The following is a 25,347-nucleotide window of genomic DNA, read 5'->3' on the forward strand; positions in this document are numbered from 1 at the left end:
GGGTTCATACCGACCGTATGGTATCTTAGAAAACGGTGGTTTTCATCCCAACAAGGAGCAGAATCGTGCAAGACAAGGCCTCGGAACCGACACAAAAGGATCTTTTCGCCCCCTGGCAGTTGGGGGCTTTTCGCTTGCGCAACCGCATCGGTCTTGCCCCCATGACCCGCATGTCCGCGGAAAAAGACAGCATTCCGCGCCAGGACGTGCTGGATTTTTTGGTGCGGCGGGCGGAAAACGGGGTGGCTCTCATTACGACGGAGGCCATCGTCAGCGATTACGAGAGCGCCCAGGGCTATCCGGGGCAGGCGCGTCTTCTCACCCAACGGCAGATCAATGCCTGGGCCACGGTCAACGAGCGCATCCGCGCCGCCGGCAGTGTCTCCATCCTGCAGATTTTTCACTGCGGACGGGTGGCCTGGCCGGAGGTCAACCCCGCCCAGCGCACCATCGCCCCCAGCGCCATCGCGCCGCGCCAGAACAATCCTTTGACCCAGGCGCCCTATCCCATCCCCGACGCCATGTCCGCCTACGACATCCAGCACAGCATCCAAGGCTTCGTCGAGACCGTCAAAGGGGCCATGGCGGCGGGTTTCGATGGGGTAGAAATTCACGGCGCCCACGGCTACCTCATCAGCCAATTCTTGTCGAGCTATAGCAATCGGCGGGAGGACGCTTACGGCGGCTCCCTCGACCAGCGTTTCCGTTACGCCCGCGAAGTGGTCGAAGCCGTGCGTCCCTGGGTGCCTCAGGATAAGTTGCTATTGTTCCGTATCTCCAATTGGGGTGTTGTGGATATGGACGTCTCCCTTTTTGCCGATGCCGAGGAATGGAAAGCGCTCATCGCCCACATCGATGCCTTGCCCATCGACGCCATCTCGGTATCCACCTACCGCTTTTCCGATGAGGCCTTTGGCAGCGGCATGAACATGGCCCAGCTGACCCGCACGGCGACGAAAAAACCCATCTTCATTTGCGGGCAGATTTACGATCGCGATACGGCGGAAGCGGCCCTGGCCGATGCCGATATGGTCCTTTCGGGAAAGTCTTTGCTGCTCAATCCCCACTGGGTGCAGGACATCCAAGCGCGCAAAGCGCTGCGCCCCTATCGCTCCGAGGAAGCGAACATCGCCTATACCAAGGAACCTCTACCGTGAAGGTTCGGTTCCGGCCGTCGGTCCCGTTGGCGCTGCGGCGCAAAGGCTCTCTCCCTTGGAGAGACGCTCCCAAATTTGGGCAAAACGCTGCGGGTCCGGCACCACCCGAGGCACTTTGTTCTGGCCGCCCAGCCGGCCTTCGGTCTTGAGCCAGTGGGCGAAACTCCCCGGGGCGAGGACGTGCAGCTCGGGAGGGGTGAGTTGCAGGGCACGGTGCTCGTCGTAATCGGCATTGCGCCGGCGCAGTTCCTCGTCGAGGGTTTTCGTCATGAGCTCGAGGCGTGGCCGAAGTTCGGCCGAAGGCGGCAAGGGAGCGGCGGACTCCAGCAAAAAAACGTGATGACCAAGGCCAGGTCGGTCCTCGGCGAAGGACGGCCCGACCATCCACTCGGCGACGGGCATGCCGCCTGTGGCGGCGGCGCGCGCAACGGCCGCAGCCAACTCCTCGGGATGGAGATGCTCGCCGAAGACCGAGAGGTAATCCTGCAGGCGTCCGACGATGTGAATGCGCGGCGGTCGCCGCGTGAGGACGCGGACGACGTCGCCGATGAGGTAGGACCACAGGCCGGCGGCGGTCGTGAGGACTAAAGCGTAATCCTCGCCGCTGACGCAATCCCGCAGCCAGTGCCGACGCGGCCGTTCCCGACCGAGTTCCGCGACGGGCACGAATTCAAAAAAAGCGCCATGTTGCAGGTGCAGGCGCAGGCCTGCTTCGGGCTCGCCGTCGGCGCTGGCGATGAAGGCTTCACTGGCGGCGTAGACCTCCCGCAGTTCGGCCCGGGTGCCCGTGAGGAAAGGGGCGAACAAAGGCCGGTAGGGGGCGAAGGGCACGCCGCCGTGCAGGAGCAGCTCAAGCCTTGGGAAAGGCGGGTTGCCGACCTGGGCGGCGACCGCCCGGAGGAGGAGCAGGAGCCAGCTCGGCGTCCCGGCCAAACGACGAATGTCGTGGCCAGGACTATCCGCCGCGAGGATGCGGAGCTTTGCTTCCCAGTCGCCAAGCAAGGCCAGCCGTCGGGGCGGATAGACAAAGGGGCGGGCCCACCGGGGTAGGGTGGCGGCGGCGATGCCGCTCAGATCCCCAGCCCGGATGCCGGGAGCGAGGGAGCGCAGATCCGTGCTTCCCCCCAAGAAAAAGAAGCGGCCACGCATTGGCCGCGCCCAAGGGCACGCGCGCTGATGCCACACCAAGGTATCCAATGCGGCGCGCCGCTGGGCCCGCAGCATCGTCCAACTCAAGGGCAGATACTTGCTGCGCCCACTGCTCGTTCCGGAACTCAGGGCGAAAAAAGGGATGCGGCCAGACCAGGTTTGGTTCTGGATCCGCGGAAATTCGGGTTCCCAATAGCTATGCCAGAAAGACTCATAATCGCGCAGGGGAACCCGGGACTGAAAATCGCGCACGCTCTGGATCCGCGCGAAGTCGTGGTCCTCGGCAAAACGGCAGGCACGCGCTTGACCTATGAGGTGCAGCAGGAGATGCTGCTGGCATTGCACCGGGTCCAGGGCATCGAGGTAACGGGCCCGACGCCGGGCGTAGTGTCGAAAGAACCTATCCGGCACTTCAGTCATTGGCCTTTCAGTTCCAGGCGGTGAGGGAAGCGCTGGACGACCGTCTCACGCCGCAGAGGCATCTGTATATAACGTCCTTCGCGCCAGTGTGGGATCTGATCGGCAAACTGCGCGCTACCCAGCCAGCCGTCTTGACCACCCAGGAGCACGCAGTGGTTGTCGTCCATATCTTCTAGGCGACAGAGGAAACGGGCCTGGGCGCCAAAGCTGGCGCGGTGCGGGCCGCGTACCAGCCCATGTGCCACCTTCATGAGCGTCTCGCGGGAACCACCGCTGGGCCATTGCTGGCCAGGCAAAAGGCGGCCCAGAAGGGGCAGCGATGCCAGCCAGTGAGCACTGTGCATTCGGTGTAGGTCACCCCAGCGGGGATGGCGATGCCAGCGGCGCTGAGCCAGCGCCACAGCACGTGTCAGGAGTCGCCGCCGTTGGCGGGACGGCAGAGCGCGAAGATCCTCGGGGAAAAAACGGCAGATGACCCCCCAATCCGATTCCCCTTTCCAGATCCCATCCACATGCCCAAGCTCTTGGAGTGTGGCTGCCAGGAGCAGCTCAAAAGCGCTGGCGCCGCGGCTTTCGACGGTATAATCCCCGGGCCAGTGTTGCAGAGCATGGCGTAGGTCGTCCGCGCGCGGCAGACCGTTCAGCTGTTCCGCCAGAAATTGCGCGAGCGCCCGCGCCCTGGAGGAGTGGACATCCCGTTGCCAGGCCATGAGCTGCGCTTTGGTGAGGGGTCCCTGACGGTCGCGAAGCAGTTGACGCAGGCGCTCCGCCCGATCGGGATTGCTGAAAAAGAGCCCGATGAAGTCGGCACCGGCGGGCTCGTCGTTGGCCGAGACCGCGATGTCCGCCGCCGCCGGACTGCCCATGACGGTGGAGTAGAAAGCACCCGCTTCGGTGCGCTGCACCCGCACACGGTCGGGGCATTGGTGCGGGTTGGCCGTCCAGCGCATCCGTGGGTCCCTTGGATCGCGCAGGAGGTCGGGATAGGCACTGGCGCGCCGTGGCAGGGTCGCCGCGTAGACGTGCTCCACGCCGCCTTGGCGATCCGCTGCCAGAAAATTGAGACCGGGCACGGACCAGGTCGCCAGGATCCGGCGCAGACTCCCTGCCTCCTTGGCCTCCATCAGTTCCAGCAGGGGCGTGAACTCATCGCTGGGACGGTGGCCCATCCAGGCGAGAGCCACTTTCTCCTGGCCTTTGGGCCAGAGGCGGGTGTCGCTGACCAGCGGCCCTACAGTAGTCCAGCGTCGCCAGACGTTTTTGGCGGGGAAGAAGCGTCGGCTGAGGCGAACGCGTTCTTTCCCGCAGATATCGTCGTCCTTCACGGCAAAGAGATCGCTGCTCAAGGAGCGCAGATTGGTCCCGCCCCAGGCCAGATCTCGGTTACGACCGATGCTGATGAAGGGGATACCTACGGGAGCAAGACCGACGGCGTCCATGCCCGGGGCATGGAGACCCAGGAGCAGCCAGGCATTGGGCAGGGCGAAACCCAGGTGCGGATCGCTGGCCAGCCAGGTGCTGCCCTGCGCACCCTCGGTCACGGCCAGCGCGTTGCTGCCACTCCGGGCTACGGTGAAAAGAGAGGCCAATTCGGCCCTGGTGGTCGTATTCGTGGCACCATGCGTGGATCCCGCCAGCAAGCGCCGCTGCCAACGACGTTGCCAGTGGGCTTGTCGACGCTGCCGCAGAAAACGCCCGAAAAGCAGCCAGTGGACGTCGGCCGCGATGACCCGGCTCATGCGGACGATGTCCAGCGGCGCCCAGGGGCGACGTTGTAAACCCAGCCAGCGAAACTCCGGTGGTCGCCGATCTTGTGCCGCAGCGTAGGCATTGAGGCCGGTGACGAAGGACTCCAGCCAGTGCCGGGTGCGGTCGGGCAGCAAGGCGAGGATCTCCGGGGCAGCCCGGCCGGGATCCAGGCAGCGGATGAGTTCGTCCACAGGGGTGAGCAGCGGGCCCAGGAGTTCGCCCAGGCGACCCTCGGCCAGGTAACGCAGGAGGTAGAGCTGCGTTTCCCGCAGATGGCATTGCACGAGGCCGATGGCAAGGGCCAGATCCCCATCGTTCTGGGCATAGATCTGGGGGATCTGATGTTCATCCCAGAAGATCTCCACCTCGGCCAGCAGAGGGAGACCATGGCGTGGAAACCGCTCCAGTCTGGTCCCCAGGGCGATGGGTTCTCTCCTGCCGAGAAAGGGCATACGTCGCCAAACCATTGGGACTCCTTCCCCCGGGGTGTCGTGCGCTCTTGAAAGGCATGGTAGCTGTCGTCCCGTGTACGAGCAAGGACAGGGGTGCCGGTTCACTGCGATTGCTGCCCGGGATCCAGCCTAAAAAACCCGATTATCATCAAAACCTGTGAAAACTTCGGATCTTATTGGGAGCGATGGTCAATGCCAGCATGCCTTTTTGGTCACGGAACTCGTGCCAAGTTCAGGAGGTCAAAGTCGGCACAGGTAAACTCCTGCATATCGAGACGAAATAGAGGAGGCAGTAATGAAGAGATTACTTGCAGCGGGCGTTTCTGCGAGCCTTGCCGTTCTGGTTTCTGGTGCTGCATGGGCCACACCCTTATCTCAGACACTGAACAGTATCGGAGTTTATGGAAACGTCACGGGAGTGAGTAACGATGGCGGCAGCACGACCGGCGGTATCGGTTTTCGCGCTTCCGTTTATCGCGATAACTTTCTGTTTTCTGCCAATTATAGGCACGATTTCGGAGCGGCCTTCCAGAATTCCTCTGGCGGTGATACCAACGCAGTCAATGTCAAGGGCGCTTATCTTGTACCCTTGAACGAAGATTTTGCCGTTGGTCCTTACTTGTCCTATCAGTACACCCGTTTTACCCTGAATGACCCGGTCGGAGCCTTTCACTACACCAACAACGCCATCGGCGGGGGAGGGTATGCAGCCTTTCACCAAGGCCCGCTGACCGTCACGGGAAATGTCGGGTATCTCTCCGGAGTGTCTGCCACGTACAGCTATACCAATGGTGGGTATCGTCAAGCCTTCACCAGTGCGAACGGCTCCGCCAACGTGCTCCAACTGGGTATGCAGGCGGATTACCAGGTATCCGGACCCTGGTACGCCTTCACCGGTTTCAAGTGGGATCGCTATATGCACCACGGCGATTTCAATCTGCTCCAGGGAAATGTTGGGCTCGGTTACAGCTTCTGAGCTCCGGATTTACCCGGCGTAAACCACAGCCTTTACTTCTGCCGCAGGAATGCGGCAGTTTTTTTGCCAATCAGCCCAGGCGTGGTTCACGACGACGATCGGTGTGCCGCTCCGATTCCGGTTCAGACGGACCGTTCGCCCAGAGGCGAATTGCCCATATGAAAGCCACCAACCAGAATACCAGGGTCCATCCCAGCAAGACGTTCATGGCGATAAGTCCAGAACGGGGGCTTCCTGCAGCCCAGGAAAGGAGGCTTGGCAGCAGATAGATGACGATCCCCAAACCGGTGCCCAGAAGCAACAGGACGTCAAAGCCCTGAGGACTATAGAACAGCCAATGTATCATGTTTATCCTTTTCTCTGCGGCTAGTCAGACGGCCCCATCGAGGAGCTTTTCCGCCTGCCGAGCGGTATTCCGATGACCATCTCGCGCCGCCATTTTCCAGTAATGGACGGCCAAGTCGGCATTTTTTGGTACCCCCCAGCCGTGGGCGTAGGCATCGCCGAGTTCGAGTTGTGCCGGAGCACTCAGATGCTTGGCCGCCCGTCGCCACCAATGTATCGCTTTGGCAAGATTCTGTGGTACTCCATTGCCGGCCGCATAGTCGAGACCCAGACGATACTGGGCCGGAGCGTACCCCTCACGGGCGCTGCGCCGAAGCTGCTGCAGTTGCGTGCCCCCCCCAGGGGACACCGGGGTGGCAGCGGGCGCGGCCCAGACTTCCGGTGCACAAAGCAGGCAACACGCAACGCCCCAGGAAAATGCCTTCCGGCTTACTCTGAACATCAGTCCTCCATTTTGTTCCGTGCCGTTCCCCGATGGATCGTGGTCCGACCTTGGTCCGTCACTGCAGTTTCACGTAACGAGCAGCCCGGCACAAGGTAGTCGGGATTGATATCCTGCATACGTGCCTGACTCCGCGTCTGGCAGACATAGGTAGAAACATTGGCATGGGCTATATAACCCGTTTCGGCAACAGCGGCGGCCGAAAATGCCGCCAGAATAAGCGAGACGACCATCGCCAGGTGGCCCCGTGTCCGTCTCATGCGGTGTTCGTTCTGTTTTTTGAGTCTACGGATCATGTCTCCACCAGATATACCTTTGTCCAAAAGAAGGGATACACGCCGATAGGACCATCAAAAATCGCTGTGGTTCGCACATAAAAAAAGGGCCCGGAGGCCCTTTCCGCAGATCCTGTAGGATCAGCTCTTCTTGGCTTCGGCGTGCTTGACCATGGGCTTGTGCACGACCTTCTTGGCGGCCATCTTGTGCATGGGGGCCTTGTGCGCCACCTTCTTCTTCATCGGGGCCTTGTGCATCGGAGCCTTGTGCATTTCGGACTTGGCGGGAGCCTTGGCGGTTTCCTTGGCGGGAGCGGTGGTGGCGGCGAAGGCGGAAGACACGGCAAAGACCGAGATCAGGGCGACAACCACAGCGGAAGTTTTAACGGACATGATACATCTCCTCATGGAAAGTGTGGTACAGCACTCCTTCTTAAGCATACATCGTGCCAATTTCCTTGAACATTGATTTTAATAGAATAATAGGGGTGGTCGTAAGGTTGGAGTGGTGATTTTTTGTCGGGTGCCGGCGACGTCGGCGCTGCGGATGCGCCTATCTGATGTAAAAACCTGATTCCTCCGTGTCGGGAGCTTGCGACAGTGCCCCATGAGAGCCCAAGCCTTGCAACTCGGCGAAGTGGCGGTATGGTTCACACTCGCGCAGGAGCTCCCTATGTGTGCCAAGGGCGATGAGATGCCCGGCATCCAGGACGGCGATGCGATGGGCGTGGACGATGGTCGCCAAGCGATGTGCAGCCACCAGGGTGGTACGGTCGGCAGTCAAGAGCGCCAGCGCTTCCTGTATGAGCCGCTCGTTTTCCGCGTCCAGGGCACTGGTGGCCTCATCCAGAATGAGTATGCGTGGATCGCGCAGAAGCGCGCGGGCGATGGCAATGCGCTGGCGCTGACCGCCAGAAAGCGCCACCCCTTTTTCGCCGACGTGGGTCTGCAGTCCCTGAGGGAGTCGCTCGGCAAACTCGTCCACCCGCGCCGCCTGTACCGCCCGGCGGAGGGCCGCTTCCGTAGCCTCGGGTCGGGCCATGCGGATATTGTCGGCAATGCTCATGGAGAAAATCACCGCCTGTTGGGGGACGATGGCGATCTGGCGACGCAGCTCATGCAGGCGCAAGGCCCGCAGATCCTGGCCGTCCAGCAGGATGTGTCCGGTCTCGGGTAGATAATGGCGCAGGAGCAGGCTGAAGAGCGTGCTCTTGCCGGCTCCGGAGGCGCCCACCAGGGCCAGGGTCTCGCCCGGGGCGACATCGAGGTCGATGTGGTGCAGTGCGGCGATGTCGGGGCGACTGGGATAGCGGAAGGAAACGTCGACGAAGCGCAGACTGGCAGGGGGATTCTTGTGGCTGACGGCGACCGGAATGGGGGGCTCCACGGCGCTGGCTCTGGTCTCCTCGGGAGTTTCGTCCAGCAGGGCCAGGAGGCGTTCCGTAGCGCCAGCCAGGCGCCCCAACTGTCCCCACAGGCTGCCCAGGGTGGACAGGCTCGAGGTGGCCATGAGGGCGTAGATGAGGAAGGCAGCAAGCATGCCCATTTGGGCGCGGCCGTGCACCACCAGCCAGCCGCCCAAGTACAACATGACGCTGAGCAGACCGAATATCAGTGCGCCGCTGACCAGGCTGGCGCCGACCTGAACGCGAATCCGTCGCCGCACCTGCTCCAACAGATGGACGATATCGGCGCGGTAGCGCGCCTCCGCTGCCGTCTCCTGGGTCATGGCTTGTACCACCCGGATACCGTTCAGACTTTCTTCGGTGTGCGCCGACAGGTCGGCAAGGTAATCCTGTTCAAGCCGGCTGTAATGCCGCTGCAGACGGCCTGCACGCAGATTGATCCACACCAGGGGTGGCAGGATCAGGAAGCCCGGCAGCACCAAGAGAGGAAGCGTGGTCACCATCAGCAGCAACGCACCCACCAGGGTCAGACCACTTTGCAGGGCGCCGCCGAGTACACCGGCAAGGCCAAAGCGCAGGATGGTGACGTCGCTGCTGAGCCGGGAGATGACCTCACCGGTACGGAAGCTCTCGTAGAAGGGCGCGGGTAGCCGCAGGACGTGGGCAAAGACCTGCTGCCGCAGATCGGCGACGATACCCTGGCCGATCCAGGTGGCCAGGGCCTCGCGCGCGGCCCGCGCGGTGACGGTAAAAAGGCCGAGAATGAACAGGACGATGCTGGCGATAAGCAGCATCCGGGTCTGGACGATGCCGTGGTCCAGTAGGAACCGAGCGCCTTGCGGCAAGGCGAGACTCCCAGCAGCACTCAGCAGGAGCGATAGCAGATAGAGGGCAAAGAGTCCGTAGCGACCGCGCAGGAAAGGCAGGAGCTTCAGCAGAACCGAAAAGTTCTTGGTGGTGGGTCGTTGCCAGGGGTTGGCAGCCACGACGTCCTAACCTCTCTCGGTAGACGGCGCCACGGGGACACCTGCGGCGCCGTGGCGGCGGTGTTCCCGCCGCGCCACTGTTCAGTGATCCTCGCGGAAGATCTTGTCCACCCGCGCCTGCGCCCGCGGCTTGATCACCAGGCGATCGACATTGACGTGGGCCGGCAGGGAGAGTATCCAGCGCACGGCTTCGGCAATATCCTCGGCATGCAGGGGCTCGAGCCCAGCATACACGGCGCGTGCCCGTTCGCTGTCGCCGGCAAAACGCACCAGCGAAAATTCCGTCTCTGCCAGACCCGGGTCGATTTCCGTCACCCGAATGGGCAAACCGAGCCATTCCAGGCGCATGGTCTCGCTGATGGCGCGCACGGCGTGTTTGCAGGCCGTATATCCCGAACCACCGGGGTAGGTCTCGGAGCCGGCAACGGAGCCGATGTTGATGACCGTCGCCAAGGGTGCAGCGCGCAGTTGCGGCCACAGTGCCTTGGTGACTCGCGCAAGACCGAGGACGTTGCTCTGCCACATCTGCTCCCAGTGTTCCTCGCGGAATTCGGTGATGGGCTCGAGGCCCAAGGCACCACCGGCATTGTTGACGAGTACGTGTACCGGCCCCGGGACGCTGCGCGCGAATTCCGCCACGGAAGCGCTGGAGGCGACATCCAGCACCTTGGGGATGCCGCCGTGCTGGGCGGCCAGTTGCTCCAGACGCTCCCTGCGCCGGGCTGCCCAGATCACCTGGTAGCCCTCCCGTAGCAGCACCTGGGCGATGGCCGCACCAAAGCCTGAGGAAGCTCCGGTCACGACAGCCGTTTTGCGTTCTGGTGTGGTCATGTCTCTTGCCGGTTCAGTGGAGATCTGCGCACAGGGCCTGACGCACGGGCTCCGGCGGCAATACCTGCGTCTGGTACAGCGGATGGTCGACACCAAAGTGCAGGGGCGCGCCATCCAGGGCCTGGCGTTTCTGTTCGGCATTCAGCTGAAAACGCAGAAAATGCACAGCGGAGGTTTTGTCCTCCGTCGCCCGCGACAGGTCTTCGTCGGCAATGGCGTAGACGCGCTCACCTTCACCGATCTGCACCCAAACGCGGTGCTCGATCCCGACGAGTTCGCGGCAGCGCTGCTGGCGTTCTGCGCGATCCGGATATTCCAGCATGAAGGTGGCCTTCCAGTTGTCGCCATCAGGAATCAAAGGATTGTAGGCCGCCAACTCCTCCTCGATGGCCGCCGGCTCGAAGATCCGCTCGACACGCAGCATCTCCTGCACCTGGTATTGGATGCTCAGGCGGTCTTCGAAGTAAAGGGTGGCGTGCTCGCCGAGGGGCAGGCGACGCCGACTCTTGTGCTCCATGACCTGCTGGCGAAATCCGGCGCGCTTTTCGGCGTAGTGCTCCAGGCTCCAGAGATCGGCACGTTGCAGCTTTTCCATGATCAGTCCTCCAATCCGTAAGCATAGGCCAACATACGCCAGGGAGTCTTGGGCCGTGGTGCTTCGTCCATTCCCCAGAGTTCACGAATCTGTTCTGCGGCCAGCGGACAGTCGCTGCCCCAGTGGTCCGGGCCGGCTTCTTTCATCTGCCGGGCGATGGGACGTCCAATCTTGCAGGCATGGGCGTGGAATTCGGCCTTGACGGTGTAGGTGCCATCGTGGCCGGAACAGCGCTCGATCACCTCCACTTCGGTGTCCGGTATGAGACTCAGGATCTCGCGGGCCTTGGCGCCGATGTTCTGTACCCGCTGATGGCAGGCGGCGTGGTGCATCACCCTGCCCAGGCTGTGCTTGAAATCCGTGCGCAGAAGGCCCTCCCTGTGGCGCAGGGACAGGTATTCCATGGGGTCGAAGATGCGACTCTGGACACGCCGCACATCGGCGTCGTCGGGAAAGAGCAGGGGCAATTCCTGCTTGAACATGAGCACACAGGAGGGGATGGGGGCGACGATGTCGAAACCGTCCTCCACCAACCGCAGCAATTGCGGAACATTGGCCTCCTTGGCCCGCCGCACCGCCTCCAGATCGCCCAGTTCCAGTTTCGGCATGCCGCAGCAGCGCTCTTTCTCCACCAGCCGCAGGGCAATACCGTTGTGGCGATAGACGCGGGCTAGGTCGGTGGCAATCGTCGGGTCGTTGTGCTCGCCGTAGCAGGTGGTGAAGAGAGCAACCTTACCGCTGGTCCGCTCACCTGCGCGCACCTCCACCTCGCCGTCTTCGGCCAGGAGTTGGGTGAGTCGCGGACGCGCAATCTCCTCGGCAAAGTCCGGCAGTGGCGCATCCTTGGCGATGCCGATGGCCTGTTCCATGCTGGCGCGTACCCGGGGCGACCGATTGAGGCGGTTGATGGTGGCCGATACCACAGGAATGCCGGCAAGATGGCCCAGCAGGTCCGTGGAGGTAAGGGCCTGATCGCGCAGGGAGGCACCGTGCTCGCGATAGTGTACGGCCTTGGCGCGCAGCATCAGATGCGGGAAGTCCACCTCCCACTCGTGAGGAGGGACGTAGGGGCATTTGGTCATGAAGCACAGATCGCAGAGGAAGCACTGCTCAGCGACCTTGTAAAAATCTTTTTTGTCGACGCCATCCAACTCCAGGGTCGGCGAGTTGTCGATGAGATCGAAGAGGGTGGGAAAGGCTTGACAAAGGCTGACGCAACGGCGGCAGGTGTGGCAGATGTCGAATACCCGTTCCAGCTCGGCATCCAGTTTATCGTGCTGGAAAAATTCCTCGGACTGCCAGGGGATGGGATGGCGATAAGGCGTCTTGTCCGCCGGCGCCTTCGCGCTCGCGTTGGATTGGTCCGCAGCCATGGTGGTGCTCCATAGGTCGGTGCGAGCGCCGTTGCCAGCGCCCGCGGGCACGTGTGGATCAGCCCAACTCGTCGAGGGCCTTCTGGAAACGATTGGCGTGCGAGCGCTCCGCCTTTGCCAGGGTCTCGAACCAGTCGGCAATCTCGTCAAAGCCTTCTTCCCGCGCGACCTTGGCCATGCCCGGATACATGTCGCTGTACTCGTGGGTCTCCCCGGCCACCGCACTCTTCAGGTTGGCGTGGGTATCACCAAAGGGCTCATTGGTGGCAGGATCGCCGACCTTCTCCAGGTATTCCAGGTGGCCAAAGGCGTGGCCCGTTTCGCCTTCGGCGGTGGAGCGGAATACGGCCGAGACGTCGTTGTATCCCTCCACGTCGGCCTTGGATGCAAAGTAGAGATAGCGTCGATTGGCCATGGACTCGCCATGAAAGGCCTCTACCAGGTTGGCCGCCGTCTTGCTGCCTTTGAGTTCCATTGCGTTTCCTCCATAGGTCAGATGGGACATCCCCGTTTTCACAGGTGATCTGAGTCTAGACTGTGTATAAGCGGACGTCAAGGAAGATGGAACCCCCGTGCCAGCCGTCGTCTGATGCTCGGAACGTTCCACGACGTTCCGGCCTGCTTCAGTCAGTCCCAGTGCCCGTGTGGGGTGCCCAAAACGGCGATGACCTCGATTCCCAGGGTGACGGCGACGGTGTTTTTTGTGCTCACAGGGCCGAGTTTGTGGATGCTCGCGGGATTGACGGCCGTTCTGGTCATCGTCCTTGGGATATATCGCGCCGTGGGACCCGGGCGGATGTTGCTGGCCGCCCTTATTGCCTTTTCCTGACCTGCGCGCCGCCGATCACACCCGTCCGCGGGGTGAATCCGGGCCGTCGCTCGGGTACTAGCCACCAACGCTGCGCAGTTGTGCGCGCCAGTTGCGCGCTTTCACCGTTTGTACCTGGCGTCCGGGCAGACCGAAGCTCTCCCGCAGGAAGCACCAGCCATACAGACCCACCATCTGCAGCAGTGCGACGGCCAGTACGCCGATGAAGAGCGCCGCAGGCTCCGTGTGCAGGCGCGCCGTCAGGAACTGGCTCAAACCCTGCAGGGCCAGGCTTGCCAACAAAAACCCAAGCCAGACACGAACGTTGATGAGCACGGCCTGAAAACCCGCCAGCAGGGCGATATAGCCCGTGCGCGTGATTCCTGCCACCACCACGCCCACCGACAGCAGCAGGAAGACGTTACCGAGGAGGACTTGGGCATTCCCGAGGCTATTGCTGATGAGGGACCGCAGCCAGAGGGGGAGGGCGTCCCAGGCTGGGGTATGCAGGTGGTGGAGGCTGGCTGCCGTGGATAGGTGATCCTGGGCCAGAATGGCCCCGAGATACTGCCGCAGCGCCAGCATCAGCAGCAAGAGGACCAGGAGCAGGACGGCCAGATCCAGGATGAGACGCAGCAAGGGCCACCAGGGCACATGACCTAGGCGACGCAGCACCGGAAGCAGGCCCGTCTCGCCGCTGTGCACTGCCATGGTAATGGCAAAGATCAGGGTCATTTCCACACAGGCGATGGGTATGCCCAGCAACAGCGGTTGCCAGGCGGTATTTACGGCAGCAAGGGCGCCGAAGAGCAGAAGGAAGACCGCAGGACTGCTTGCCATGAGATCCCAGGATTCTCGCCACCAACGGCGGATCCATCCGGGCTCCACGGGCTGGGGCTTCAACAGGGCACTCACTCCGGCGACCGTCCACGTACCTGCAGCCGCAGTCTCCCCCGCGCCAGGGTCGCGTCCAGTTCTGCCCCAAGGCCAACGCTACGACTGTCGCGCACGATTTGGCCATCGCCATCTCGAAGAATGGAGAAACCGCGCTGGAGCACCGCCTCCGGATTCAGCAATTGCAGGGCGTTGCGCAATTGCTGCAGGCGCTGCTGCTGGTGTTCCAGGCGCAGGCCCATGGCCCGCTCCAGGGCCTTACGCTGGTTCAGCAGGTTGCGCTCGCCCTGCAAGAGGAGGTGTTGCGGGTGGTGGCTGCGCCGCCGACGGTCAAGATTTGCCAGCCGCTCGCGTGCTTCCCACAAGCGTCGGCGCACGGCTTGGCGCAAACGCTGTTGCAGGCCAGCAAGCCGGTGTTGCCCGTGGTCCAGGGCCTGGCGCGGGTCACGCAGACGCAAGCGCAAGTGATCCAGACGCTGCGTTTCCTCGCGCAGCCGCCGGACCATGGCCCGTGTCAGCTGTTGTTTGAGTTTCTCGATGCGGTCGCGAATCTCTATGCCATCGGGGCTTGCCGCCTCCGCCGCAGCCGTTGGCGTCGGTGCGCGGAGATCCGCAGCAAAGTCGGCGATGGTGAAGTCGATCTCGTGGCCGATACCCGTTACCACCGGCAGGGGACAGGCCCGGATCGCGCGCGCGACGGATTCCTCATTGAAACACCACAGATCTTCCGCACTACCACCGCCGCGGGCGAGTATGACGAGATCTTCCTGCGCCCGCTGCCCTGCGCGCTGCAGTGCGGCACAGATCTGGGCTGCAGCCTGATCGCCCTGGACCAATACCGGGTAGACGACGATTTCCAGCACTGGCCAGCGTCGGGCAAGGGTCACCCGGATGTCGTGCAGGGCGGCGCCGCTGGCGGAACTGATGACCGCCACGCGCCGCGGCCAGGCTGGCAAGGGACGCTTGAGTTCCGGGGCGAAGAGCCCCTCCGCCGCCAATTTTTCTTTCAGGGCGGCAAAGCGTGCCTGGAGATCCCCTGCACCCACCGCCGTGAGGCTTTCGATGAGTAGCTGAAAATCCCCGCGTCCCTCGTACAGGGTGGGCTGGGCCAGCACCTGCACCTGGAGACCGTCTTTTGGGCGCAGGCGGCACAGGGCATTGCGCGCCCGGAACATGGCACAACGGACCTGCGCCCGGTCGTCCTTGAGGGAAAAATACCAGTGTCCCGAGGCCGGCTGCACAAAATTGGAGATCTCACCCGTCACGCGCAGCAGCGGAAAATTACCCTCCAGAATCTCACGCACACTGCGATTCAATTCGCTGACGCTCAGTGCCGGGATTTCCGCCTCATTCGTCATGCTCGATCCTCCAAGCCTTGCCCTTGGCCATCACTAAGCCCGTTTTCGGGTCAGCGCGCCCTTGACCCATACCGATGCAGCATTTATGGTCAGCCTAACACGAATCTTCGGCAAACGACGAGAAAGGAGGCCCCATGGCCGTAGTAGAATTGACCCAGGAAAACTTCGAGGCGACGGTAACGGGCAACGACATGGTACTCGTCGATTTCTGGGCCCCGTGGTGTGCACCCTGTCGCGCCTTTGCACCGATTTTCGAGGCAGCCTCAGAAAAGCACCCCGATGTCGTCTTTGCCAAGGTAAACACGGATGTCGAGCAGGAGCTTGCGGGAGCTTTCCAGATTCGCTCGATACCGACCCTCACCATCTTTCGCCAGCAGATCGGCATCTTTTCCCAGGCCGGTTCACTGCCGGCCAGCGCCCTGGAAGAGGTGATCCAGCAGGCCTTGGCGCTGGACATGGACCAGGTGCGTAAGGAAATCGCCGCCCAGCAAAACGGCCAGGGCGAACCCTCCGCCTGACTGAGCAGCGCGGCTGGGCGCCCGGTGTTTCAGGTGCCCGTGAGTATCTGCACCAGCATCAGGGCCAGCAGAGCGATCACCGCCGAGGTCAGGCCGGTGCGCAGGGGCATGAACCAGGACGGCAGTTGAATTCTGGAACGCAGGCGCCGGTCCGCCAGCCACTGGGCGATGAAGCCCGCGATCAGTATGAGGATGGCGGTGCCGGGCGTCCACCATAGCGCCATGAAGCCCCACAGGGCTGGGATGACGCTCCAGAGCAGGAGCATGGGAGCCTCGCGCTGTCCTTCCCGGTCCAGGGCCAGTCCCCAGTGTATGGCCCCCAGAAAGCTCAGGATAATGGCAGCGTAAAGATTGCCCAGGGTTGCGGCAACGATGCCATAGCCTTTGAAGAAGGCAAGATTCGCCAACACCAGCGGCAGGATGCCGCTCCAGCCCAGGATCCGGGCCATTCCCTTGCTGTCATTCATGGTCGGTGGACTCCGCTGGATGGGCGACCTGCGTCGATTGGCTAGGGCTACTGCTGCCAATCCCGGCCGGCTGGATATTGGTGAAACCGATGACCACCAGTCCCACCATGGCAGCCGCCCACAGTAACAGGAACAGGCCCAGGAGCAGGGTACCCGTCTTGGGACGTTTCATGATTTCCATCTCCCGAGGTTACCAGGCGCTGACATGGCGGACGCCCAGAAAGTGCATGTTCAGAGGGATCTCTATTCGCCGCGTCTGCTTGCGCAACTGCTCCGAGAAGGGCGTGTAGGGAAAGGATAGGCGGATTATACGCTCGGCGGCGGCATCCAGGGCCGGATTGCCGGAGGACTGATCGACCACGATGCGCTCGAGGTCTCCCTTTGGATTCAGTACCACCGTAACCTTCAGATTTCCCACCATCTCACCAGGATAGTTGAGATCCCCAATACGCTCCAGCTTCTGGATCCAGCCGGCAATGTAGAAGTCGGCCACGGGGCCCGTGGGATTCTTGAACTTGGGCAAGGGCGGACTCGCCGTCGCCTGGCGCGCCGCCTGATCCATCTGTTGCTCCAGGGTGCCGAGATTGATGCGTGGCGGAGCCGTTTCTGCCCGGGCGCTGGGAGTGCTGGCGGGAGTCGCGGGCGCCTTGTTGGGCCGCGGCAGGGGTCTCGGAGCCGGGGTATGGGAGATTTGCGGTTGTACCGGCTCCCGACTCTGGACCCGCGGCCTCGGCTTCACCGTGGGCCTGGGCTCGACTTCAGGCCGTAGTTCCGTCTTAGGCGTCGTCCGTGCCGGCGGGACGGCTTTTGGTCGGGCGACGCTGGGCCGGCTGGGTGCTGCGGGCTGCGGCATGATCTGAAAGGTCTTGTTCTGGATCTCGTTGCTTTTCAGACGCAGGGGGTGGGGTGGAGCCACGTGGACCCACAAGGCCAGGAAGAGGGCCAACAGCGCAGCCGAGAGCACGAGCCAAGGGAGCAGGCTCTCGCTCCAGTGCGGTTTTTCTTCCGGAACCAGAAAAAAGAAAGGTCGTTCAGCGCTAAGCAAGGACGCTACACCTCGGCCAGCTGTCGTGGATCTGCATGGTAGCTAGCTTGAGGCATCGTCTCGCGTGAGTAAAGGGAGTATCGGCGTGCACATGCCCATCACTGTGGGCGGCGCAGTTCCCGCAATTCCGGCAGGCGCTGTGCCCAGAGCAGGAAAAAATACAGCGCGATGGCACTACCGATGAGCAGGAGCAGGTGTACCAGCCGATCCCACAGGCCCCAATGCAGCCACTGCGCATGGGCTCCCCGACCCCACCAGAGAAACAGACCCATGGCGCCAGAGGCAAGGCTCGTCTGCCGCAGGAATCTCCACCAACCCGGGAAGGGGCGATAGACGCCATCGCGGCTCAGGCGTCGCGCCAGGAGGATGGAATTCACGAGCGCCGCCAGGGTGGTGGCCAAGGCCAGCCCCAGTTGCCGAAAGTGCCAAGCGAGCATGAGACTGACGACCACGTTGACCAGCACGCTGATGACACCGAAGCGTACCGGCGTCCGGGTGTCCTGACGTGCGTAAAAGGCGGGGGCAAGAACCCGGGCGGCGATGATGGGAACGATGCCGAGGCCGTAGCCCACCAGACTCAGGGCGCTCTGTGCAGCATCCTCGGCGGTGTAGGCGCCGTAGTGAAAGAGGGTGATGAGCAGGGGTTCGGCCAGCAGCACGAGGCCCAGGGTAGCGGGAAAGCCCACGAGCCAGGTCCAGCGCAGACCCCAATCCAACGTTGCCGGAAACTCGGAGGAGCCGCTTGCAGCCTGACGCGACAGCATCGGCAAGACCACGGTGCCCAAGGCTACACCGAAGACCCCCAGAGGGAACTCCACCAAGCGGTCCGAGTAATACAGGTAGGACACGACATTGGCGCCCACCAGGGAGGCGAGGATGGTGTTCAGAAAGAGGTTGACCTGTGCCACCGAGGCGCCGAAGGCGGCGGGTCCCATGAGTCGCAGCACCTTGGCCACTCCCGGGTCGCGTCGGCGCAGGCGCGGCCAGTGCAGATGGCCGATACCGCGCAAGGCCGGAATCTGAAAGAGCAACTGCGCCACCCCGCCCAGGGTAACCCCCCAAGCCACCGCCACCGCCGGTTGCGCGCTGTGCGGTGCCCACAATAGGGCGGCGCCAATGATACCCAGATTCAGAAAGACCGGGCTGAAGGCGGGTACCGTAAAATGTCCATAGGTATTGAGGACTGCTCCCGCGAGGGCTACCAGAGAGACCAGGAAGAGATAGGGAAAGGTGATGCGCAGCAATTCGACGGTCAAATGAAACTTGCTGGCATCCGCTGCAAAGCCGGGCGCAATGAGCAGTACCAGGATAGGGGCGGCGACGATGCCGATGACCGTCACCACCACCAGGGTAAGGGCCAGCCAGCCGCTGACATCCTCCACGAAGGCGCGGGTATCGGCAGGACTGCGCTGGCTGCGGTATTCCCCGAGCACCGGGATGAAGGCCTGCGAGAATGCCCCCTCACCAAATAGACGCCGAAACAGGTTGGGTATGCGTAGCGCAACGAAGAAGGCGTCGGCCATGGGGCCGGCACCAAAGAGGTGAGCCAGGACGATATCGCGGACAAAACCCAGGATTCGCGACAGCAGGGTATTGCTGCCCACTTTGAGAACACTTTTCAGGTTCCGGGACACGAAAGCAGAGACTTAAGGCCGAGGGGTGGTGGCAGTGGCCGCCGCGGGCTCGAGACCAAGGTCCGGCTGCAGTTGCCACAGGGACAGGATGTCCGGTTCCTTGCCCTGGAGCAGGGCGCTGTAGATGGCCGCATTGCTCAGCACCGCCTGCACGTAGTCGCGGGTCTGTTGGTACGGAATGTTGGCTGCGAAAATGGCTCCGCCCCAGGGGCCTGGCTCTGGGCTCCAGCGCTGGAGCCAGCGCTGGACGGCGCCTGGCCCGGCATTGTAGGCGGCCGCAGCCAGTGGCAACGCCCCTTGAAACCGGTGGAGCAGGTGTGCCAGATAGGCACTGCCGATATCCAGATTCCCGCTATTGCTGTGCAGGTCGGCGCCGGCGAGGGTCGGGTCACGACCTTTGATCCAGGCCGCCGTAGCCGGCATGACCTGCATGAGTCCCTGCGCGCCTGCCGACGAGGCAATACCCGGAGCGAAGCCCGACTCCTGCCGGATCAGACCGGCCACGAAGGCCGGGTCCAGGGCATGGTCTTGCGCCGCTGCAAGAATGGCGCGGGGAAAGGGTAGCACATAGCCCTGCCGCCAGTCGCCATCCTTGGGAACCCGAGTGCTGGCATTGATGACCAGTAGCCAGGCCTGTCGGTCCGCAGCGGCAGCCGCCGCCGAGCGAATAGCGTTGGCGTCGGACAAGCCATCGAGGACGTGCTGCCACTCGGCCAGGGCGTCAAAATACAGGCCGAGCTGGTACAGGGTAATGGCGCGTCGGAAATCCCCCCGGCTGGTCAGCGCTGGCGTAGCCTTTGGAGCCGGATCCGCGCTGGGTTCCGGCAAGCGCAGGGGGCGCCCCAGCGCCGCCAGGGAAAGCTGGCCGGCGTAGTCCCAGGGCCATGCCAGCCGGGCAAAGGTTGCCCGCGCCGCATCCACACGCCCCTGCTGCCATTGGGCAAAGGCATTCCAGAATTGCCACTCGCCGCGCTTACGCTGTGCCGTCGACATCCGTGCATAGGCGCGCTCCACCAGGGGCCAATCGCGGGCGCGCAAGGCGGCACGGATCATCCAGGCCAGCACCTCGTCGCTGGGTCGATAGTCGGGATCGCTGCGATAGGCCTCGGCATACCAGGTTGCTGCCTCGAGGTGCAGCTGCCGTGCCCCGCTCCAGGCCGCCTCGTACAGGATTTCAGCGCGCAGCGCCGCGGGCAGCCCCTGCCCCCGACTCGAGGAAATCCAGGCTACGGCGCGTTCCGGTTGCTGATAGGCGAGTTGCAACCAGGCGAGCGTAATAAGCTGCCGAGCGACCGCAGGTTCCGTACCCGCAGCCTCTGGAGCGGTCCGCGTCACGATCCACGCGCCGGGGTCCTGTATCAGTTTCGGCAGGTTGCGCGCTGCCGATGGCGGCAGAAAGGGAGCAAACTGCAAAGCTTGCTGGAAGAACCCTTCGCGAAAAAAGCGTTGCAATTGCTGCCAAAGTGCCGACTGCGGTATCTGGCCGGCGGCCAGCGCCGTTTTCGCCAGGCCGTTGCAGGCCCGGTCGGAGGGCGAGGCAGCACGCCACAGGAGCAAGGGCGGCTCCAGATCCACCGCGGAGCTCAGCAAGGGGTCGCTGGCAGCGTAGCAGCGCAGACTGATGAGCCGCGGCGTGGGCCCCTGGCGATAGACCTTGGCAAAGTCGGCCCAGTCCTGACGCTTGCCCAGTTGCAGGAGCCACTGGCGACGCAACAGTTCTGGTGCCACTCCCGAGGGAAATTGATGAATGTATGCCTCATACTGGCTCTGGGTGAGGGTGGACAGACGTGGCTGCAGAGCCCAGTAGCCCACCCAGGATCCCATGTAGGTCTGGGCGAGGTCGGGCAGGGCGCTCGCCGCTGGTAGATAGTCCTTGTTGGCGAAGCCCTCCGCCGCTTGCCGTAGTAGCTGCTGCTGAGCCGCCGTGAGTTCGGTCCCGGCCGTGACCAGTGCCGGGAGCAACACGGTGCATGTCACAGCAAGGCCGAGAAAGAACTTCAGCGGGCGGCGTGGCCGGGACATGGTCAGCGTTGGCGCAGATGTAACCAGCGGCTGAGGTGCTTGCTGACGGATGCCAAGCGGTTGGGGTGATCCTCGGCCAGGGGGCCGACGTGCAGATTGAGGGGCTCACAGTGGTCCTTGCCGTGGCAGATGACCCCGTGTGACTGACAGTTGGCCCCGGCCGCCTTGAGGATCTCCACCATCTGTTCTTCGGCTTCTGCACCGCAGCGCCCGTCGTATTGAATGAGTGCCAGATGTTTTTCCGGGATGTGGTCGATGTGTCCGCCCATTTCTTCGAATTGCTTGAGTTTTTCCAGAGCGGCTGGGGTCACGCCGTGGAGCGCACCACTGATGATGAAGCGGGGTGGGCGTTTGGGCTCAGCGTTTTGCATCGTGCATGTACCTCCTGGGAGTCACCCGTCGGGTCGGGTTCCCGTATCGGGATCGCCACCATGATGCCACCTTGTGCCTCGCCGAAAAAGCCTCGCTCCGGCCTGTGGCGACCAGAGCGCCGCCGGGCGAGCGCGCAGAGCGATGAAAAGCGCGGCACCCAGTGTGCCGACAAAAAATCCCAGAGGCCAGTTGCTCCAGTAAGACAGCGCGATGGCCGACCAGACCAGGATCTCGGCCAGGACCATGCTGAGCAGGAACGCGCGGGCGGGCTTCGCACTGAGGCGTTGCGCTGCGGCGGCGGGAGCCACCAGCAGGGTGAAGACCAGCAGGGTGCCGACGACGGGCAAAGCCGTTGCCGTGACGATGGCCAGTAACCCCAGGAAGAGCCAGTCCATGCCAGCACGGCTCAACCCACAGATCGCTGCCAGATCCGCGGACGTAGATTGCAGGAGCAGTGGACGAAAACTCAACACGCAGAGCGTCAAAACCAGAACGCAGACCACCGCCGTCGGCGCCAGCGCGCTGTGCGGGATGCCCAGCACCTCGCCGAAGAGCAGGGCGTAGACCGCAGGCGCATAGGCGCCCGAAAGACTCAGCAAGAGCGCCCCCAGGGCGAGAAAACTACTGAGGAGTAGACCGATGGCTAAATCCCTGGGACCGAGGCGCGCCCCCTGCTGCACGAAGAGCACCCCGAGAAAAGCGAAACCGAGCAGGCCCACCAGGGGATTGATACCGGTCAAAACCGCCGCCGCCCCCCCGGGAAAGGCGCTCAACGGTAGGGCGTGGGCAGCAAAGACGGAGCGACGGATGACGGTGAAATAGCCCATGGCCCCTGCCGCCAAGGCGAGAAAGCTCGCGGCTATCCAGGTGGGGAGCATGTAGCTTGCGAACATCAGCAGTCCTTCGCGCAGCCGCTGGGCGGCGGCATCGCTGCCGCCCAGATTTTTCTGCCGCGCTGCGCCGCCCACAGGCTTGCGCCCAGATATTCCAGCAGCGTGAGCAGCACGATGAAAAAGCTGACGGGCCAGGATGCGCCGGAGAACCAGTAGTAGCTCTGCCACGATAAAAAGATTCCAAGGACGACGGCGAGCGTGGCAAGGCCTGCCGCCCAGACAAATGCCCAGACCGGGCGCGTCGCCAATTGCAGAGCGGCACCGGCTGGGCCGAGGAGCAAGGCCGTGGCCAATATCGCGCCGATGGTCATGGCGGAGATGGCGGCGGCGAGCCCGAGGAGGAGAAGGTACAGTATCTCGAGAATGGCGACGGGAATGCCTTGTGCCCGGGCGAGATCCGCGTCCGCGGCGATGAGGAGGAGCGGCCGAAAGCCGAGGGTGATGGCACTTAAGGTGCCCAGGGTAAGCAGGAGCACTGGGGGCACGAGGCCCGGAGAGACGGCAAAGAGCGAGCCAAAGAGTACCGTCACGGTACTGCCGGAGGCGCTGGTCGTGGTCATGGCAAGGTAGAGAAACAGTGCCGTGAGGCCGAGACCCGCCCCCAGCACGATGCCCGTGGCCAGATCGCGCTCGCGTGCCTCGCGCAGACCCAGCCAGCCCATGGCCAGGGCGGCAAGCCAGGCCATGCCGAGAAATCCCCACAGGGCCGAAATACCCAAGAGAAAGGAGGCGGCGCCTCCGGCGCTACTGATATCGCCCAGGGCGTGACCGGCGAAGGCATGGCCGCGCAGAAGGGTGAAAACGCCAAGGCTCGCATTGATCAGCGCGGCGGATATCCCCATCAGCAACGCGGTGCGCACCGCCGAGTTGGCGAAAAGGGCGCCCCAGTCCACCGTCAGTGCTGCGGACATGCGCCGTGTTCCCTCGGCGGTGGCGGCGGCAGTTCGGTACCCGCGTGCCGCAGTTCGCCGGGGCCATCCGGGGAGTCCGGCAGTACCAGATAGCGGCCGTGGTGGCGCAGGACCGACACCGGATAGCCATAAAGGCGACTGAGCACCTCGGGGCGCACCACCTCGTCCACGGTGCCCGCAGCTGCACGCCCACCCACCAGATATACCAGTCGATCCAGCACCGGTAAAAGCGGATTCATGTCGTGTGCCGTGACCAGGACCGTGATCCCATGCTCGCGGACCAGCCTGCCCAAGAGTTGGATCAGGCTCGTGGTGCTGCGGAAATCCAGATTTGCCAAAGGCTCGTCCAACAGCAGCAGCTGCGGTTGGCGCACCAGGGCGTGAGCGATGACGGCGCGCTGCTGCTGTCCCCCGGAAAGTTGCCCCAGGCGTTGTTGGGCAAAGGATTCCGCGCCAACGGCCGCCAGTGCCGCTTCGGTGGCGGCCCGATAGCGTCGGCGCCGCCAGGGTAGACCAAAGTGTCTGCCACTGATGCCGAGTTCCACCAGATCGCGGGTACGCAGCGGCAGTTGCGGGTCGAAGGCAATTTTCTGGGGAACGTAGCCCACAACATCGCGCATCGCCCCCACTGTCCCGCCGGCAAGGCGGATCGCCCCGGAGGAAATCCTCTGAAGACCCAGGATGCTGCGCAGGAGGGTAGTCTTGCCCGCACCGTTCTCACCGATGAGACCGCACAGGACACCCCCCTCCAGACTCAGGCTCAGTCCCTCTAAAACCTGTCGGCCGCCCAGGCGCACGCCAAGGTTTTCGATCTCGAGGAGCGTCTTTCCAGACGCTGGAGGGAGGGAGTGGGACATGCTACATCGCTATGCAACCAAGTTGCGCGATGATTCACCCTCAGGCATCCCGCGTCAAGGTCATTCTCGGCGACGGGAGATCGGCAGGCGGCCCGCTCCCGCCCACTGCCCCTGTTCCCCACTTCCGCTCGTCGGCCTTCCGGCAGCGTCAGGACGCGGCATCCGCAAGCCTGGCGGGCAGGTTGGGCTGTCGCGGCAGGAACGCGGCCAGCAGGCCGATGAGGGGCAGGAAGGCACAGATCTCGTAGACGCGCACGATACCCCAGAGATCCGCCAGTTGCCCCAGTGCTGCGGCACCGATCCCCCCGAGACCAAAGGCGAGCCCGAAGAAGAGGCCAGAGATGGTGCCCACCTTGCCCGGTACGAGCTCCTGGGCGTAGACGACGATGGCGGGAAAGGCCGAGGCGAGCAGGAAACCGATGATCAGGGTAAGCACCGCACTGGCAGTAAGGCCCACATAAGGGAGGGCCAGGGTAAAGGGTGCTATGCCCAGCAGAGACACCCAAATGACGGTCTTGCGACCAATACGATCGCCAATGGGGCCGCCCAGGAGGGTACCCGCAGCCACCGCCGCCAGGAAGAGGAACAGATGCATCTGCGCCTCACGCACCGGTATGGCAAAGCGCTGGACCAGATAGAAGATGAGATAGCTGCTGATGCTGGTGAGATACAGGAACTTGGAAAACATCAGGGCTACCAGGATGGCGAGGCTGCGGCGCACCTGCGCGCGCGGCAATGCCTGCCGATCCTGGCTGGCACGCCGATGGCGAGGCTGGCGATGCTGATGCTGGTACCAGCGCCCGACGAAGCTGAGGATGACGATGGCCGCCAAAGCCACCGCCGAGAACCAGGAGAGACTGTGCTGCCCATTGGGCATGACGATGAAGGCGGCCAGCAAAGGACCGGTCGCTGAACCCACATTGCCGCCCACCTGAAAGATGGATTGTGCGAGCCCGTGCCGTCCTCCCGAGGCCATGCGCGCCACTCTGGACGACTCCGGATGGAAAACGGAAGAGCCCAGGCCAATCATGGCCGCCGCCAGCAGCAGAACGGGGTAGCTGGGTGCCACCGAGAGCAGCAGCAGACCGAAAAACGTCGACACCATGCCCAAGGGCAAGGAGTAGGGCATGGGGTGCGCGTCGGTGTAGCGGCCCACCAGAGGTTGGATGATGGATGCCGTCAGTTGATACGCCAGGGTAATCAGTCCAATCTGCGCAAAACTGAGATCGAAGTGACCCTTGAAGAGGGGATACACCGCCAGCATCAGGGACTGGATACTGTCGTTGAGAAAGTGAGAAACGCTGATGGCGCCCAACACCTCGAAGCGTGTGCGCTCGGCGGGATCGCGGTAAAGCTGGCTCTCCTGGACAATTTCGTTGGTGGACATGCCTTGGCTCGGTGCGAGAGGATGG

Annotated in this window: 27 protein-coding genes; 4 read left to right on the forward strand and 23 right to left on the reverse strand. The window is 63.2% G+C overall.

Annotated elements, in window-relative coordinates:
- The first annotated feature begins 65 nt into the window (after positions 1–65).
- The gene (locus ACAty_RS04205) at positions 66–1,157 is read left to right on the forward strand and encodes an oxidoreductase (RefSeq protein ID WP_004871133.1); all 1,092 of its coding nucleotides are present in this window, start codon (positions 66–68) and stop codon (positions 1,155–1,157) included.
- On the opposite strand, the gene ACAty_RS04210 is transcribed toward ACAty_RS04205, so the two are convergent.
- Both ACAty_RS04210 and ACAty_RS04215 read right to left on the reverse strand, forming a co-directional pair.
- Positions 1,149–2,726, reverse strand: coding sequence for a GH3 family domain-containing protein (locus ACAty_RS04210; protein ID WP_014002512.1), 1,578 nt, complete (start codon positions 2,724–2,726; stop codon positions 1,149–1,151). The two genes, ACAty_RS04205 and ACAty_RS04210, sit on opposite strands and share 9 nt — an antisense overlap.
- Positions 2,723–4,942 carry a penicillin acylase family protein gene (locus tag ACAty_RS04215; RefSeq protein ID WP_014002513.1) on the reverse strand — a complete coding sequence of 740 codons (2,220 nt, stop codon included), beginning with the start codon at positions 4,940–4,942 and terminating at the stop codon, positions 2,723–2,725. Before ACAty_RS04215 ends, ACAty_RS04210 begins: the two co-directional genes overlap by 4 nt.
- 280 nt (positions 4,943–5,222) lie before the next feature.
- On the opposite strand from ACAty_RS04215, the gene ACAty_RS04220 reads away from it, so the two are divergent.
- Positions 5,223–5,903, forward strand: a complete 681-nt coding sequence (locus ACAty_RS04220; RefSeq protein WP_226047682.1) for a hypothetical protein — start codon at positions 5,223–5,225, stop codon at positions 5,901–5,903.
- A 70-nt stretch (positions 5,904–5,973) separates the two neighbouring features.
- Here the strand turns inward: ACAty_RS04220 and ACAty_RS04225 are convergent, their stop codons facing one another.
- The 9 genes from ACAty_RS04225 to ACAty_RS04265 all read right to left on the reverse strand — a co-directional run bounded on the left by ACAty_RS04225 (position 5,974) and on the right by ACAty_RS04265 (position 12,631).
- Positions 5,974–6,249, reverse strand: a complete 276-nt coding sequence (locus ACAty_RS04225; RefSeq protein ID WP_004867836.1) for a superinfection immunity protein — start codon at positions 6,247–6,249, stop codon at positions 5,974–5,976.
- 24 nt (positions 6,250–6,273) lie between these two features.
- Positions 6,274–6,690, reverse strand: a complete 417-nt coding sequence (locus ACAty_RS04230; RefSeq protein ID WP_014002514.1) for a tetratricopeptide repeat protein — start codon at positions 6,688–6,690, stop codon at positions 6,274–6,276.
- On the reverse strand, positions 6,690–6,986 hold the full coding sequence (locus tag ACAty_RS04235; protein ID WP_038471658.1) for a hypothetical protein: 297 nt from the start codon (positions 6,984–6,986) through the stop codon (positions 6,690–6,692). The genes ACAty_RS04230 and ACAty_RS04235 overlap by 1 nt, the downstream gene beginning before the upstream one ends.
- Before the next feature lie 120 nt (positions 6,987–7,106).
- Positions 7,107–7,358, reverse strand: coding sequence for a hypothetical protein (locus tag ACAty_RS04240; protein ID WP_004867830.1), 252 nt, complete (start codon positions 7,356–7,358; stop codon positions 7,107–7,109).
- Positions 7,359–7,518: 160 nt separating this feature from the next.
- Positions 7,519–9,357: an ABC transporter ATP-binding protein gene (locus tag ACAty_RS04245; protein WP_004867826.1), complete on the reverse strand. Its 1,839-nt coding sequence runs from the start codon at positions 9,355–9,357 to the stop codon at positions 7,519–7,521.
- Between the two features lie 81 nt (positions 9,358–9,438).
- Positions 9,439–10,188: an SDR family NAD(P)-dependent oxidoreductase gene (locus tag ACAty_RS04250; RefSeq protein ID WP_014002516.1), complete on the reverse strand. Its 750-nt coding sequence runs from the start codon at positions 10,186–10,188 to the stop codon at positions 9,439–9,441.
- A 13-nt stretch (positions 10,189–10,201) separates the two neighbouring features.
- Positions 10,202–10,783 carry a DUF3501 family protein gene (locus ACAty_RS04255; protein WP_004867820.1) on the reverse strand — a complete coding sequence of 194 codons (582 nt, stop codon included), beginning with the start codon at positions 10,781–10,783 and terminating at the stop codon, positions 10,202–10,204.
- 2 nt (positions 10,784–10,785) lie between these two features.
- Positions 10,786–12,156: a heterodisulfide reductase-related iron-sulfur binding cluster gene (locus ACAty_RS04260; protein ID WP_004867817.1), complete on the reverse strand. Its 1,371-nt coding sequence runs from the start codon at positions 12,154–12,156 to the stop codon at positions 10,786–10,788.
- A gap of 58 nt (positions 12,157–12,214) precedes the next feature.
- Positions 12,215–12,631 (reverse strand): rubrerythrin family protein, encoded by a 417-nt coding sequence (locus ACAty_RS04265; RefSeq protein ID WP_004867815.1) that lies wholly within the window; start codon positions 12,629–12,631, stop codon positions 12,215–12,217.
- A 114-nt stretch (positions 12,632–12,745) separates the two neighbouring features.
- Here ACAty_RS04265 and ACAty_RS04270 point away from each other — a divergent pair, with 114 nt between their 5' ends.
- Positions 12,746–12,985: a hypothetical protein gene (locus tag ACAty_RS04270; RefSeq protein WP_038471661.1), complete on the forward strand. Its 240-nt coding sequence runs from the start codon at positions 12,746–12,748 to the stop codon at positions 12,983–12,985.
- A 57-nt stretch (positions 12,986–13,042) separates the two neighbouring features.
- On the opposite strand, the gene ACAty_RS04275 is transcribed toward ACAty_RS04270, so the two are convergent.
- Together ACAty_RS04275 and xseA are read right to left on the reverse strand one after the other, a co-directional pair.
- Positions 13,043–13,879 (reverse strand): hypothetical protein, encoded by an 837-nt coding sequence (locus ACAty_RS04275; RefSeq protein ID WP_004871146.1) that lies wholly within the window; start codon positions 13,877–13,879, stop codon positions 13,043–13,045.
- The gene (gene xseA / locus ACAty_RS04280; protein ID WP_004871148.1) at positions 13,876–15,216 is read right to left on the reverse strand and encodes an exodeoxyribonuclease VII large subunit; all 1,341 of its coding nucleotides are present in this window, start codon (positions 15,214–15,216) and stop codon (positions 13,876–13,878) included. Before xseA ends, ACAty_RS04275 begins: the two co-directional genes overlap by 4 nt.
- A gap of 134 nt (positions 15,217–15,350) precedes the next feature.
- On the opposite strand from xseA, the gene trxA reads away from it, so the two are divergent.
- Entirely contained in the window at positions 15,351–15,734 is a 384-nt protein-coding gene (gene trxA, locus ACAty_RS04285) for a thioredoxin (protein ID WP_004871150.1), read from the forward strand.
- A 29-nt stretch (positions 15,735–15,763) separates the two neighbouring features.
- Here trxA and ACAty_RS04290 read toward each other — a convergent pair whose 3' ends face one another.
- The 10 genes from ACAty_RS04290 to ACAty_RS04335 all read right to left on the reverse strand — a co-directional run bounded on the left by ACAty_RS04290 (position 15,764) and on the right by ACAty_RS04335 (position 25,322).
- Positions 15,764–16,201 (reverse strand): DUF3429 domain-containing protein, encoded by a 438-nt coding sequence (locus tag ACAty_RS04290; RefSeq protein WP_004871152.1) that lies wholly within the window; start codon positions 16,199–16,201, stop codon positions 15,764–15,766.
- Entirely contained in the window at positions 16,194–16,373 is a 180-nt protein-coding gene (locus tag ACAty_RS04295; protein ID WP_004871154.1) for a hypothetical protein, read from the reverse strand. Before ACAty_RS04295 ends, ACAty_RS04290 begins: the two co-directional genes overlap by 8 nt.
- Positions 16,374–16,391: 18 nt before the next feature.
- Positions 16,392–17,246 (reverse strand): TonB family protein, encoded by an 855-nt coding sequence (locus tag ACAty_RS04300; protein WP_004871157.1) that lies wholly within the window; start codon positions 17,244–17,246, stop codon positions 16,392–16,394.
- Between the two features lie 98 nt (positions 17,247–17,344).
- Positions 17,345–18,880: a murein biosynthesis integral membrane protein MurJ gene (gene murJ, locus ACAty_RS04305; protein WP_081254322.1), complete on the reverse strand. Its 1,536-nt coding sequence runs from the start codon at positions 18,878–18,880 to the stop codon at positions 17,345–17,347.
- A gap of 12 nt (positions 18,881–18,892) precedes the next feature.
- Positions 18,893–20,902, reverse strand: coding sequence for a lytic transglycosylase domain-containing protein (locus ACAty_RS04310; RefSeq protein ID WP_226824521.1), 2,010 nt, complete (start codon positions 20,900–20,902; stop codon positions 18,893–18,895).
- Between the two features lie 2 nt (positions 20,903–20,904).
- On the reverse strand, positions 20,905–21,273 hold the full coding sequence (locus tag ACAty_RS04315; protein ID WP_004871162.1) for a hypothetical protein: 369 nt from the start codon (positions 21,271–21,273) through the stop codon (positions 20,905–20,907).
- 21 nt (positions 21,274–21,294) lie between these two features.
- Entirely contained in the window at positions 21,295–22,242 is a 948-nt protein-coding gene (locus ACAty_RS04320; protein WP_238323814.1) for a metal ABC transporter permease, read from the reverse strand.
- Entirely contained in the window at positions 22,167–23,078 is a 912-nt protein-coding gene (locus tag ACAty_RS04325) for a metal ABC transporter permease (protein WP_004871166.1), read from the reverse strand. Before ACAty_RS04325 ends, ACAty_RS04320 begins: the two co-directional genes overlap by 76 nt.
- A complete protein-coding gene (locus ACAty_RS04330; protein ID WP_226824522.1) occupies positions 23,063–23,935 on the reverse strand; it encodes a metal ABC transporter ATP-binding protein in 873 nt (290 codons plus the stop codon). Before ACAty_RS04330 ends, ACAty_RS04325 begins: the two co-directional genes overlap by 16 nt.
- 148 nt (positions 23,936–24,083) lie before the next feature.
- The gene (locus ACAty_RS04335; RefSeq protein ID WP_004871170.1) at positions 24,084–25,322 is read right to left on the reverse strand and encodes an MFS transporter; all 1,239 of its coding nucleotides are present in this window, start codon (positions 25,320–25,322) and stop codon (positions 24,084–24,086) included.
- Between the last annotated feature and the right edge of the window lie 25 nt (positions 25,323–25,347).

The organism is Acidithiobacillus caldus ATCC 51756, from assembly GCF_000175575.2.
GTDB classification, from domain to species: domain Bacteria; phylum Pseudomonadota; class Gammaproteobacteria; order Acidithiobacillales; family Acidithiobacillaceae; genus Acidithiobacillus_A; species Acidithiobacillus_A caldus.